The 12,708-nt window shown below is 59.0% G+C and carries 11 protein-coding genes; 7 read left to right on the forward strand and 4 right to left on the reverse strand.

All coding sequences use genetic code 11. The features are described from left to right. Positions 1-210 precede the first annotated feature (210 nt). Positions 211-1,554, reverse strand: coding sequence for a CDP-diacylglycerol--serine O-phosphatidyltransferase (pssA, locus tag LVW35_RS15535; RefSeq protein ID WP_233890969.1), 1,344 nt, complete (start codon positions 1,552-1,554; stop codon positions 211-213). Between the two features lie 125 nt (positions 1,555-1,679). On the opposite strand from pssA, the gene LVW35_RS15540 reads away from it, so the two are divergent. Then, a complete protein-coding gene (locus tag LVW35_RS15540) occupies positions 1,680-2,243 on the forward strand; it encodes a TetR/AcrR family transcriptional regulator (RefSeq protein ID WP_233896489.1) in 564 nt (187 codons plus the stop codon). A gap of 54 nt (positions 2,244-2,297) precedes the next feature. Continuing rightward, entirely contained in the window at positions 2,298-2,777 is a 480-nt protein-coding gene (locus LVW35_RS15545) for a nuclear transport factor 2 family protein (protein WP_028616052.1), read from the forward strand. Between the two features lie 40 nt (positions 2,778-2,817). Here LVW35_RS15545 and LVW35_RS15550 read toward each other — a convergent pair whose 3' ends face one another. Continuing rightward, entirely contained in the window at positions 2,818-3,975 is a 1,158-nt protein-coding gene (locus tag LVW35_RS15550; protein WP_233890970.1) for a PQQ-dependent sugar dehydrogenase, read from the reverse strand. Between the two features lie 12 nt (positions 3,976-3,987). Further along, positions 3,988-4,302: a hypothetical protein gene (locus LVW35_RS15555; RefSeq protein WP_233890971.1), complete on the reverse strand. Its 315-nt coding sequence runs from the start codon at positions 4,300-4,302 to the stop codon at positions 3,988-3,990. A gap of 184 nt (positions 4,303-4,486) precedes the next feature. On the opposite strand from LVW35_RS15555, the gene ku reads away from it, so the two are divergent. Next, a complete protein-coding gene (gene ku, locus LVW35_RS15560; RefSeq protein WP_233890972.1) occupies positions 4,487-5,320 on the forward strand; it encodes a non-homologous end joining protein Ku in 834 nt (277 codons plus the stop codon). A 3-nt stretch (positions 5,321-5,323) separates the two neighbouring features. Then, a complete protein-coding gene (gene ligD, locus LVW35_RS15565; protein ID WP_233890973.1) occupies positions 5,324-7,789 on the forward strand; it encodes a DNA ligase D in 2,466 nt (821 codons plus the stop codon). A gap of 19 nt (positions 7,790-7,808) precedes the next feature. Here ligD and lpxO read toward each other — a convergent pair whose 3' ends face one another. Next, positions 7,809-8,708: a lipid A hydroxylase LpxO gene (lpxO, locus tag LVW35_RS15570; RefSeq protein ID WP_233890974.1), complete on the reverse strand. Its 900-nt coding sequence runs from the start codon at positions 8,706-8,708 to the stop codon at positions 7,809-7,811. Positions 8,709-9,017: 309 nt separating this feature from the next. Between lpxO and LVW35_RS15575 the strand changes: the two genes are divergently transcribed. The 3 genes from LVW35_RS15575 (at position 9,018) to LVW35_RS15585 (ending at position 12,647) form a co-directional block, all read left to right on the forward strand. Next, on the forward strand, positions 9,018-9,404 hold the full coding sequence (locus LVW35_RS15575; protein ID WP_233890975.1) for a TIGR03067 domain-containing protein: 387 nt from the start codon (positions 9,018-9,020) through the stop codon (positions 9,402-9,404). Between the two features lie 275 nt (positions 9,405-9,679). Further along, the gene (locus LVW35_RS15580) at positions 9,680-10,918 is read left to right on the forward strand and encodes an MFS transporter (protein WP_233896490.1); all 1,239 of its coding nucleotides are present in this window, start codon (positions 9,680-9,682) and stop codon (positions 10,916-10,918) included. 142 nt (positions 10,919-11,060) lie between these two features. Further along, positions 11,061-12,647, forward strand: a complete 1,587-nt coding sequence (locus LVW35_RS15585) for an ABC-F family ATPase (protein ID WP_010210624.1) — start codon at positions 11,061-11,063, stop codon at positions 12,645-12,647. The last annotated feature ends 61 nt before the right edge of the window (positions 12,648-12,708 follow it).

The following is a 12,708-nucleotide window of genomic DNA, read 5'->3' on the forward strand; positions in this document are numbered from 1 at the left end:
GGGCGTCTGGTCAGACGCCACAGTGGCCGATGCGAATAGGATCGGACCACCTTGGGCACGGACTGATGGCATGTTGCTCTCCTCTTCATGGCAGATTCCATTGGGGAAAAGCCGTGCCTCCTTGAACGGTTGGAAGCCACTGTAAGAGGAGAAAAGGCAGCCGTTCTATAAGCGGACGCCTAAAGCCAGCGATGAAATCGAGAAGAGGTCCTAGAGAATTCGATACAACAACCGTTCGATTCGTACCCGGCTGACACGTCGCAGGAACTTGCCGACCGCCTCGGGATAGTCCGGCAACGCCTGCAAGTCCTGATAACGTTCAATACGCGTGGTGTGCTGGAAAATCTGTGCCAGCTCCGTGCGTCTCGGCTCCTGCCACTCACTTTTGGGGTCATCGATCAACAAGGCGTTTTCCAGGTCGAGGCGGAACGCGCGCGGGTTGAGGTTGTTACCGGTCAGCAAGGTGTAACGCAAGTCGACCCACATGCCCTTGAGGTGGTAAGTGTTGTCACCGTCGCGCCACAAGTGCAGGTTCAACTGGCCGCTGTCGATCATTGGCTGATGGCGCTTGGCGAAGCGGCGCAGGCTGATTTCGTACAGGTAAGGCAGTGCTGCAATGACCTTGAACGGCTCGCTCGGCGGGATGTAGAAGTCGTTGGCGGTCTTGTCGCCGACGATGATATCGATCTTCACCCCGCGCGCCAGGGCACGGTTGATTTCGCGGGTCACCGGCAGCGGCAGGTTGAAGTACGGCGTGCAGATGGTCAGTTGGTGCTGGGCGCTGGCGATGAGTTCAAGGATCACCCGGTTCAAGGGGTTGTTCTTACCGACCCCGAGCAATGGGCTGACCGACAGGTGTTCATTGGGCAATTGCCCCATGGTGGTGTCATAGGCCGCGTGTTTCAGGCGGCTGCGCAAGTCGCCGATATCGTTGCGCAGGCTGCGCGTAGTGGGCGGATTGGGCAGGTCCAGGCGATTGACCGCCTTGGAGGCGACCAGTCCATGTTCCACCAGGTGTTGCATCGAGTCCGCCAGGGCTTTGCTGTGGATCAGGTGGTAGCGGTCGAAGCGGTACTTGTCGAATTTGTGCAGGTACACATTGTTCAGGCTGGCGCCGCTGTACAGCACGGTATCGTCGATCACAAAGCCTTTGAGGTGCAGCACGCCAAACAGCTCGCGGGTTTGCACCGGCACGCCGTACACCGGCACTTCAGTGCTGTGACTTTGGGTCATGGATTGATACCAGGCGCTGTTGCCTGGCTGCTTGCCGGCCCCGATCAAGCCCCGCTGGGCGCGCAGCCAATCGACCACCACCACAATTTCCAATTGTGGCCGTGCGGCCTTGGCGGCGTGCAGCGCATCGTAGATCTCCTGCCCCGCTTCGTCCTGCTGCAAGTAAAGCGCGACGATATAGATGCGCCGAGTAGCCTGGGCAATCTTCTCCAGCAGGCAGCGACGATAGGCGTCGGCGCCGGACAGCACCTCAAGGGCATCGGGCGTGAGGGGGAAACCGCGCAGTTTGGGCAACAGGGAGCGTTTGAAGAACGACGGCATAAGGCTCGCAATGGGTCGAATCCGAAGAGGCCCCGAGCTTACACCATGGGGGGGCTCAGGTCTCGTCGCGACGCATGGAAAAATTTTAATTGACCAAGAAGAACGATCGTTCTACTGTTCGCAACATGAACGACATGACCCACAATGAAACCCGCGACATCATTCTCGACGTCACTGAAAAGTTGATCTACCGCCATGGCATCGCCGCCACTGGCATGGACTTTCTGGTGAAGACCGCCGGTGTCTCGCGAAAAAGTGTTTACCGCTACTTCGCCAATAAAGACGAGTTGGTAATGGCTGCCCTGCGACGTCGCGACGAGCGTTGGATGCAGTGGCTACGCGATGAAGTGGAACGCCGCGAAAACACGGGAGAACGCCTGCTGGCACTGTTCAGCGCGCTCAAGGACTGGTTCGGCACTGCCGACTTCCGTGGCTGCGCGTTCATTAACACCAGTGGCGAAACCGGCGACCGACACGACCCAGTGCGCCTGTTGGCCAAAGCCCATAAACAGAAACTGTTCGAGTACGCACTTGAACTGTGTCAAGCACATGGCACCCCCGACCCTGAACGGCAGGCCGCGCAACTGCTGATCCTGATCGATGGTGCCATTACCGTTGCCCTGGTGATGGGCGATTCAACAGCTGCCGATAATGCGCAATGCATGGCGCGAACGTTATTGGGACTTTGAACCCGCAGGTAGGCGCAACTTCCGATAAATCCTTATTCATTGAGGAACTGCCCAATGTCATCGACTGTAGAAACACGTCCGCCCCTGCCGCCGTTCACTCGCGCGTCGGCCATAGAGAAAGTCCGCCTGGCAGAAGACGGCTGGAACTCCCGTGATCCGCAGCGCGTGTCCCTGGCCTATACACTGGACACAAAATGGCGTAACCGCGCCGAATTCGCGCATAACCGCGAAGAAGCCAAAGGCTTTCTCACCCGCAAATGGGCAAAGGAACTGGATTACCGACTGATCAAAGAGTTGTGGGCATTCACCGACAACCGCATTGCGGTGCGTTATGCCTATGAGTGGCACGACGATTCGGGCAATTGGTTCCGTTCCTACGGCAACGAGAACTGGGAGTTCGACGAGAACGGCCTGATGGCCAACCGTTTTGCCTGCATCAACGATCTGCCTATCAAGGAAAGCGAGCGCAAGTTCCACTGGCCGCTGGGACGCCGCCCGGATGATCATCCGGGGTTGTCCGAGTTAGGTCTGTAAATCTGTAAAACAGCTGGGGCCGGTTTGCCGGCCCCAATGCTTAATCCTGATTCAGCCCAACCCGATACAGCACGCCATCATCCTCATCCGTCAGCACGTACAAAAAGCCATCCGGCCCCTGCCGTACATCGCGGATCCGCGCCTTCAGGCCTCCCAGCAAACGTTCCTCGTGGATCACCTTGTCCCCATCAAACTGCAACCGGATCAGCTCCTGGCTGGCCAGCGCACCGATAAACACATTGTGCTGCCAGGACTTGAAGCGATCAGCATCGTAAAAAGCCATGCCGCTGATGCCCGGTGATTTTTCCCACACGTGATGCGGCGGTACGGTGCCCTCTACCGTTTTGCCCTTGGCTTCGGGAATCGGTGTCAGGGAATAGTTGATGCCGTGGGTTGCCAACGGCCAACCGTAGTTCTTGCCTCGCTCGATGATGTTGATCTCATCCCCCCCGCGCGGCCCGTGTTCGTTTTCCCAGATCGTGCCGCTCCAAGGGTTCAGCGCCAGCCCCTGGGGATTGCGCTGGCCATAAGACCAGATCTCCGGACGCACGCCTTGTTGACCGACGAAGGGGTTGTCCTCCGGCACGCGACCGTCCGGGTAGATGCGCACAACCTTGCCTTGCAACTTGTCCAGGTCCTGGGCCGTCGGGCGATCGTTGTTTTCTCCCAGCGTCACGAACAGATAGCCATCGCGGTCGAAGGCCAGGCGCGAGCCGAAGTGGTTGCCGGTCGACAGCTTCGGCTCCTGGCGCAGGATCACCTTGAAGTCGGTCAAGCCACTGAGGTCAGCCGCCAGGCGTCCTCGGCCCACAGCCGTGCCGGCGGTACCGTCCTTGCCGCCGCCTTCGGCGTAGGACAGGTACACCAAGCGGTCTTCTTTGAAATCCGGCGACAGCACCACGTCCAGCAAACCGCCCTGGCCTTTTGCCCACACTTCAGGAACGCCCTTCAACGGCGCGGAAAGCTTGCCGTCCGGGCTGACAAAACGCAGGTTTCCCGGGCGCTCGGTGACCAGGAAGCCTTGCTTGTCCGGCAAAAAGGCCACCGCCCATGGGTGGTCAAGGCCTTTGGCGACCGTGGCGACGGTGATACTGCCTTGTTCGCTGGGGAACTGCTGGGCATCGGCGGCGAAAGCGACCGTCATCGGCAGCAGCGTGGTTGCGCAAAGTGCGGCTAGCAGGGTTTTGCGTAGAAACATAAGGCTGGATCCTTACCGGCGATTGCCGTTGGCATCATAGGTGGGGGCTTTGGTTTCAGTGGCCGGGCGGCTGGGAGCGGCATTGCGTTTGGGGTAACTGTTGCCGATACCGCCGTTTTCCAGGGTCGGCGTACGCGTGGTCGGCCCGGTCTGGATACCGCGAATGGCCGGCGCATTGGGCTGCGTGCCCTGCATGCTGTTGGGATTGGCACGGTGGATCGGGCTGTTGTTGGGATTGTTATTACCCGTCAGATTTTGCGCCTGGGCCATGGGAATAAGGGCCAAACCCAACAGTAACGCTGCAACGTGACGCATACGACTGTTCATGACAAAGCCTCTCTGGGGCGAGGAGTACGTGCTTTCGATAACACGCTACGCCTTGGGTTCGGCTTTCGACACTAAATAGTTTCTCATCAGGTGTAACACGATCTGTCCGCGCATCTGCCGAGGGAAACTTTTCCCGCAGCGTTCGAGTCACCAGAACACAGCCACTTATCAAGGAGTCGCACTTATGCCACGGGCAATCTGGAAAGGCGCCATCAGCTTTGGCCTGGTGCATATACCGGTATCACTGGTCTCGGCCACTTCTTCCCAAGGCGTTGACTTCGACTGGCTGGACAAGCGCAGCATGGACCCGGTGGGCTACAAGCGCATCAACAAGACCACCGGCAAGGAGGTCACCAAAGACAACATCGTCAAGGGCGTTGCGTTCGAGAAAGGTCGCTACGTGGTGCTCAGCGAAGAGGAAATCCGCTCGGCCCACCCCAAGTCGACTCAGACCATCGAAATCATCGCGTTTGTCGCCAGCGACCAGATCCCTTTGCAAAACATCGACACCCCCTACTTCCTTGCGCCGGACAAACGTGGCGGCAAGGTCTATGCACTGCTGAGGGAAACACTCAAGAAAACCCGCAAGGTCGCCCTGGCCAACGTGGTGCTGCACACCAAGCAGCACCTGGCGGCATTGATGCCACTGGACTCTGCCCTTGTACTGGTGATGCTGCGCTGGCCCGCCGAAGTACGCAGCCTGGACGAACTGGAACTGGGCAGTGACGTGACCAAACCCAGCCTGGCCAAAGGCGAGCTGGACATGGCCAAGCGCCTGGTGGACGACATGAGCGCCGACTGGCAACCCGAGGATTATCGCGACAGCTTCCAGGAAAAAATCATGGCGCTGGTGGCCAAGAAGGCCAAGGCAGGCAAGATAGAAGACGTGGAAACCCGCAATGACAGTGAAGAACGTAAGTCCGCCGATGTGATTGACCTGACCGAACTGCTCAAGCGCAGCCTGGCCGGCAAGACCACCAAAAAACCCGCAGCGAAGAAATCCACCAAGGCCTCCTAAGTCATGCCAAAGCCTCTCAGCGAGTACAACCGCAAGCGCGATTTCGGGATTACCGCCGAACCGTCAGGCAGCGCACCCGCCGGCAAGCGCAAAGGGTCGGCGCTGTCCTTTGTTATCCAGAAGCATGACGCGCGCAATTTGCACTATGACTTTCGCCTCGAGCTGGATGGCGTTCTGCTCAGTTGGGCGGTACCCAAAGGCCCGAGCCTGGATCCCAGCCAGAAGCGCCTGGCCGTTCATGTGGAAGACCACCCCCTGAGTTACGGCGGCTTCGAAGGCAGCATTCCGGCGGGCCAATACGGCGCGGGTGATGTCATTGTGTGGGACCGTGGTGTATGGCAACCCCATGAGGATCCCCGCGCGGCCTACGCCGCCGGCAAACTCAAGTTCACCCTTGTCGGCGAAAAACTCTCCGGCGACTGGACGCTGGTACGTACCCGCCTCAAAGGCAGCGGCGATAAAGAGCAATGGCTGTTGATCAAGGAAAAGGACCCGCAGGCACGCAAGGCCGAAGACTACGATATCGTCCAGGCCCAGCCCAACAGCGTGCTCAGCGACGCCTCGGTGGGCAAGCCTAAACGCCGGGGCAAAACCAGGAAGCCCAGCACCGCCCTCCCCGAACATTTTACGCCGCAATTGGCCACGCTGGTGGATCGTGCCCCCGAAGGCGACTGGCAATACGAAATCAAGTTCGATGGCTACCGCATACTTGCGCGCATTCGCGACAGCGAGGTGCGTTTGTTCACGCGCAACGGCCACGACTGGACCGAACGTCTGCCGCGCCAGGCCAAGGCCCTGCAAGCGCTCAAGCTCAAGGACAGCTGGCTCGACGGCGAGGTAGTCAGCCTTAACGGCGACGGCCTGCCGGATTTCCAGGCGCTGCAGAACGCTTTTGATATCGGGCGCAGTCTGGACATCGTCTATTACCTGTTCGATGCACCGTTCCTTAATGGCCAGGATCTACGGCAATTGCCCGTCGAGGAGCGCCGTGCCGCTCTGAAGGATGTGCTGGCCGGCGGCCGAAGCAAATTATTGCGATTCTCCGACGCTTTCACCGCCCACCATCGAGATATCTTTGAGAGCGCTTGCGACTTGGCACTCGAAGGGGTGATCGGCAAGCGCCTGGGCAGCCCGTACGTTTCCAGTCGCAGTGCCGATTGGATCAAGCTCAAATGCCGCTTGCGCCAGGAATTCGTGATCGTCGGCTACACGCGACCGCAGGGTTCACGCAGTGGTTTCGGGGCGCTGTTGTTGGCCGTGAACGACGACTCCGGGCTGGTGTACGCCGGCCGTGTGGGGACAGGTTTTGACCAGGCGTCACTGAAAGCGATCTACGCGCAACTCGTGCGCCTTGAGCGTAAGGCGTCGCCCCTGGACAAACCGCTGACCAGCGCCCAGGCCCGCGGCGTGCACTGGGTAGAGCCAACGTTGGTCGGCGAGGTTCAATTCACTGAATGGACCCGTGAAGGGGTGGTCCGCCAAGCCGCGTTCGTCGGGCTGCGCACCGACAAACCGGCGACGCAGATCATTCTTGAGCAACCGCGTACTGCCAAATCCATGAAACCTGCAAAAAAGACCAGCGGCAAAGTGAATATCACCCACCCCGAACGCGTGATCGACACACAAAGCGGCACGCAAAAACAGCAGCTGGCGCAATTCTACGACAGCATCAGCGAATGGATACTGCCCTTTCTGCATCATCGCCCTGTATCACTGTTAAGGGCGCCGGAAGGCATCGACGGGGAACAGTTCTTCCAGAAACACGCTGAACGCCTGGCTATTCCCAATATCAAGCAGTTGGACCAGGCACTCGACCCCGGCCATGCGCGCCTGATGGAGATCGACAGCGTCGGCGCGTTGATCGGAGCCGTGCAAATGGGCGCGGTGGAATTTCACACATGGGGCGCTACCTCGGACAAGATCGAAACCCCGGATCTGTTCGTGCTCGACCTTGACCCAGACCCGGCCCTGCCGTGGAAGGCCATGCTGGAAGCGGCGCAGCTGACGCTATCGGTATTGGATGAATTGGGGCTGCAAGCGTTCGTCAAGACGAGCGGCGGCAAGGGTCTGCACCTGGTTGTGCCGCTGGCGCGTCGAGACAATTGGGACACCGTCAAGGCATTCGCCAAAGCCATCGCCCAATTCATAACCGAGCAACTGCCAGAGCGTTTTACCGCGACGTCAGGGCCTAAAAACCGGGTCGGCAAAATCTTTATCGACTACCTGCGTAATGCGCGCGGTGCCAGCACTGTGGCAGCGTACTCCGTGCGGGCGCGCCCCGGTTTGCCGGTGTCAGTGCCGGTCAGTCGTGAAGAGCTAAAGGCATTACGCGGGGCCCAGCAATGGACGGTCGCCAATTTGCAGGAGCGCTTGGAAGGTTTGAAGACGGATCCCTGGGCCGGGTATGCCAACCGGCAGAAGATCAGCAAGAAGATGTGGGACAGACTGGGCGCCCAGCCACCGAAATAGAAGGCGCCCTTGGAGGGGCTCAGATCAGCAGAAAGATCGCGGCGAGTGCAGCGAAAATCGCCCACTTTTCCAGGTAGTAACGTGTGCGATTGCGCTTTTTCAACTCTTTACCGCGCAGGCGGATCTTGTACAAGCGAGTAAAGGCGCGGTTGAGCCCACCGGTCTTGTCACCGTCATCGTTAGGCGAACCGGCAGCCGCCATCACATTACGGCTGAACCAGCGATTGAACGCGGCCGCCCAGCGGTACTTCATTGGGCGCTCGATATCGCAGAACAGAATGATGCGGTTCTGCTGAGTCGTGTTTTCGGCGTAGTGGATATAGGTCTCATCAAACATCACCGGCTCACCGTCACGCCAGTAATAGTTTTCGCCATCCACGTTGATGTAGCAGCCTGGAGCATTCGGGGTATCCAGGCCCAGATGGTAGCGGTAGGAGCCGGCATACGGATCGCGATGGCGCACCAGCTTGGAGCCTGGTGGCAGTTCAGCAAACATCGCGGCCTTGATCGAGCCAATGCTCTGCACCAACTCAGTGGTACGGGGGCACAGTTTCATCGCCGACGGATGGCTGTCGCCATACCATTTCAGATAAAAACGCTTCCAACCCGATTTGAAGAACGAGTTGAAACCCACGTCATTGTATTGGTCGGAGCGCTTGATCTCTCCGGCGCGCATCAGGTTCTGGCCTTCCAGACGGATTTCTTCCCAATGTTCCTGGAGCGGGCTCAGGTCCGGAAAATCGCTGGGTGACAGGTAAGGTCGGCTGGGCAGCTTGGAGAAAAGGTAGAGAAAGCAGTTGATCGGAGCCAGGAAGGTCGAATGATCGCTGAGCTGGCGCCCCAGCTTATGCCGCACCCGGCCGCGCAGGTGTACATACGCAATCGAGGCAACGTAGAGAACAACAATGATGAGTTTCAAGGGATTTCGTCACACGTCAGAAGAGAACAGGCTGCTCCTGCGCGCCCACAACGGCCGAGGTTGGATAGCAGCACCTGAAATCACAATTCACACAATCGGCACGACCACTGAGTGACAACTCAGTTCGTGGCCCTTTGCAGTTATTTAGCCACAGGTTGTAACCAAAAGTTAACTAAGAATTGTGAAAAGCTGTCGTGTAAATGGGGTGGGTCAGACCCTCCGGACGCTAGCCAATGGCCAAGTGCAATGATAAAAGCCATCGCCTCGCCTTCATGGCCATGCGTCCAAACTCAAACAAAAGGAATGTTTATGTCAGCCGTTTCAGACCCGGATCTTCAAGCCCTTCAAGGTGCATGGGAACAGATCTCACTCGAAGACAGTGGCGTGCTCAACCCCGTTGACGCCCACAGCGCCCCCGGGGCACTGACCACAATTACCGGCAACTGCTTTGAAGTGAAGACAATCGGTGGTGAGGTGTTACTGGCCGGCCGGTTTGTCCTGGACAGCAGCACCGTACCTAAAAGCATTACCTGGATCGATTCCATCGGCGATGACGCCGGCAAACCCTTGCTCGCCAGTTATCGCCTTGATGAGGATGAATTTGTGTTCATTGCAGCCGATGAAGGCCTGCCCCGGCCTATTGCATTCAGTACAGGCCCAGGTCAAACCATGCGCACGTTCGTACGCAGCATCTGACCGAGCCACATCCGAACTCACGACAGTACTTTCACAAAGCCTTCACTTTCGGGCCTATAGGGTAAAGCTCACCTACTCCAGTAAATCCCTTGGCCCGCCTCTCCTCGCGGGCTTTTTTTTGCCGGTGGAAAATCCCTTCGCCAGCGGGGCACAGTAAATAAGCCAAGTTTTCACGGATTAAAACCTCGGACAGCACACGAAACTTAACGCAAGGCGTGCAGGTCATTAACGCAATGCGTGTTCAGCCCTTGAACGCCGCCTCCGAAGTCTGCGCCGTGGCCAAACATTCCGACCTACGCAATACCTTGTCCCTGGACAGCCTGAATTTCTTCCTGGCGGATGTGCGCGACGGCCTCGGCCCCTATCTCGCCATTTACCTGCTGGCCGTGCACAAATGGGACCCCGCCAGTATCGGCGTGGTCATGACCCTGGCGGGGATCGCCGCGCTGCTTACCCAGGGTCCGGCGGGCGCTCTGATCGACCGTACCCGCAGCAAGCGCGCGGTGATCGCGCTGGCCGCCATTGTGGTGACCGGCAGTTGCCTGCTGCTGCCCTTTGTCAGTTCTTTCAGCCTGGTGGCGTTGACCCAGGCCGCCAGTGCCGTTGCCGCCTCCGTATTCGCCCCGGCGATCAGCGCGATCTCCCTGGGTATCACCGGACCGCGCGCGTTCACCCGCCGTACAGGGCGCAACGAAACCTTCAACCATGCGGGTAATGCCGTCGCTGCGCTACTGGCGGGCGGCTTGGCCTACCTGTTCGGGCCGGTGGTGGTGTTCTACTTGATGGCGTTCATGGCGGTGGCCAGTATCGTCGCGATCACGTGTGTGTCGGCAGCGGCGATCGACCACGAAGTCGCCCGGGGCTTCGACCCCGAGCACCACACCGATCATGAACAACCCTCCGGCATGAAGGTGTTGCTGGCGAACCGCCCATTGCTGCTGTTCGCCATCTGCTGCGCCCTGTTCCACTTGGCCAATGCCGCGATGCTGCCGCTGGTCAGCCAGAAGCTGTCGCAGATCAACCTGCAAATGGCGACGCCACTGACCTCGGCATGCATTGTCGCCGCGCAATTGGTGATGGTGCCGATGGCCTGGCTGGTCGGGCTCAAGGCTGACATCTGGGGACGCAAACCCTTGCTGATGGCCGGTTTCATGATCCTGCCGCTGCGTGGGGTGCTCTACACTCTGTCCAATGATCCTTACTGGCTGGTGGCAGTGCAGATGCTCGATGGCATTGGCGCAGGCATTTTCGGCGCGCTGTTCCCGGTAATCGTCAAGGATCTGACCCAGGGTACCGGGCGCTTCAACGTCAGCCTGGGCGCCCTCTCCACGGTGTTTGGCCTGGGTGCGGCGTTGAGCAGCAGCCTGGCCGGTTTCGTGGTGCAACAGGCCGGTTACAACGCGGCCTTCCTGACCCTGGCCGGCGTCGCGGCACTGGCCTTGGCACTGTTATGGCTGGCGATGCCGGAGACGCTGGCGAAACCTTCCTTCGCTCGACATACAACTGTCGCCTGACATATGCGACAATGCGCGCCAAATTCCAACACACATCCAAAATTTTCTGCTCAGCGACCGGGTTTCGCGCCTTGATGTCGCTGTTGACGCATGCCTGATGGCTCCTGCCGTCACGCGCGCAACTCATTGATAGGTAAAGTAATTGATCTCCACAGCTAACATCACCATGCAGTTCGGCGCCAAGCCGCTCTTCGAGAACGTCTCGGTCAAGTTCGGCGCCGGTAACCGTTATGGCTTGATCGGTGCCAACGGTTGCGGCAAGTCGACCTTCATGAAAATCCTCGGCGGCGACCTCGACCCGTCCGGCGGCCAGGTCATGCTGGAACCGAACGTACGCTTGGGTAAACTGCGCCAGGACCAATTCGCCTACGAAGAATTCACCGTGCTCGACACCGTGATCATGGGCCACGAAGAGCTGTGGAAGGTCAAGGCCGAGCGCGACCGTATCTACTCGCTGCCGGAAATGAGCGAAGAAGACGGCATGGCCGTGGCCGAGCTGGAAACCGAGTTCGCCGAAATGGACGGCTACACCGCCGAATCCCGTGCCGGTGAACTGCTGCTGGGCCTGGGCATTCCCCTGGAACAACACTTTGGCCCGATGAGCGAAGTGTCCCCAGGCTGGAAACTGCGTGTATTGCTGGCCCAGGCGCTGTTCTCCGATCCTGAAGTGCTGTTGCTCGACGAACCGACCAACCACTTGGACATCAACACCATCCGTTGGCTGGAAAACATCCTGACCCAGCGCTCCAGCCTGATGATCATCATCTCTCACGACCGGCACTTCCTGAACAGCGTGTGCACCCACATGGCTGACCTGGACTACGGCGAGCTGCGCCTGTTCCCGGGCAACTACGACGAGTACATGACCGTGGCGACCCAGTCCCGCGAGCAACTGCTGTCGGACAACGCCAAAAAGAAGGCACAGATCTCCGAACTGCAATCCTTCGTCAGCCGTTTCTCGGCCAACGCCTCGAAAGCCAAGCAGGCCACCTCCCGTGCCAAGGCGATCGACAAGATCCAGCTGGCCGAGGTCAAGCCCTCGAGCCGCGTCAGTCCGTTCATCCGTTTCGAGCAGAACAAAAAACTGCACCGTCAGGCGGTCATCGTCGAGCGCATGGCCAAGGGTTTCGACGGCAAGCCACTGTTCAAGGACTTCAGCTTCCAGGTTGAAGCTGGCGAGCGCGTGGCGATCATTGGCCCGAACGGTATTGGCAAGACCACCCTGCTGCGCACCCTGGTTAACGAACTGACCCCGGACGCCGGCAGCATCAAGTGGACCGATGCCGCAGAACTGGGCTACTACGCCCAGGATCATGCGCATGACTTCGAAGACGACGTCACCCTGTTCGACTGGATGGGCCAGTGGACCCAGGGCGAACAGATGATCCGTGGCACCTTGGGTCGCATGCTGTTCTCCAACGACGAGATCCAGAAGTCGGTCAAGGTGATTTCCGGTGGTGAGCAAGGCCGCATGCTGTTCGGCAAGCTGATCCTGCAAAAGCCGAACGTGCTGATCATGGATGAACCGACCAACCACTTGGACATGGAATCCATCGAAGCGCTGAACCTGGCGCTGGAAAACTACCCGGGCACGCTGATCTTCGTCAGCCACGACCGTGAGTTCGTCTCGTCCCTGGCCACCCGCATCATCGAATTGAGCGCCACTGGCGTGATCGACTTCAGCGGCACCTATGATGACTACCTGCGCAGCCAAGGCGTGGTGTTTTAAGAGCAGCGGCAAGTTAGAGCCCCGTCCTATGTGACGGGGCTTTTTGCATGTGAATGACGCC

Source organism: Pseudomonas sp. HN11 (genome assembly GCF_021390155.1).
Classification (GTDB): Bacteria; Pseudomonadota; Gammaproteobacteria; order Pseudomonadales; family Pseudomonadaceae; genus Aquipseudomonas.

Coding starts and splice junctions, on each gene's coding strand:
- ku (WP_233890972.1), top strand. CDS start 4,487: ATGCCACGGGCAATCTGGAAAGGCGCCATCAGCTTTGGCCTGGTGCAT.
- LVW35_RS15555 (WP_233890971.1), bottom strand. CDS start 4,302: ATGAACAGTCGTATGCGTCACGTTGCAGCGTTACTGTTGGGTTTGGCC.
- LVW35_RS15575 (WP_233890975.1), top strand. CDS start 9,018: ATGTCAGCCGTTTCAGACCCGGATCTTCAAGCCCTTCAAGGTGCATGG.
- ligD (WP_233890973.1), top strand. CDS start 5,324: ATGCCAAAGCCTCTCAGCGAGTACAACCGCAAGCGCGATTTCGGGATT.
- pssA (WP_233890969.1), bottom strand. CDS start 1,554: ATGCCGTCGTTCTTCAAACGCTCCCTGTTGCCCAAACTGCGCGGTTTC.
- LVW35_RS15550 (WP_233890970.1), bottom strand. CDS start 3,975: ATGTTTCTACGCAAAACCCTGCTAGCCGCACTTTGCGCAACCACGCTG.
- LVW35_RS15540 (WP_233896489.1), top strand. CDS start 1,680: ATGAACGACATGACCCACAATGAAACCCGCGACATCATTCTCGACGTC.
- LVW35_RS15545 (WP_028616052.1), top strand. CDS start 2,298: ATGTCATCGACTGTAGAAACACGTCCGCCCCTGCCGCCGTTCACTCGC.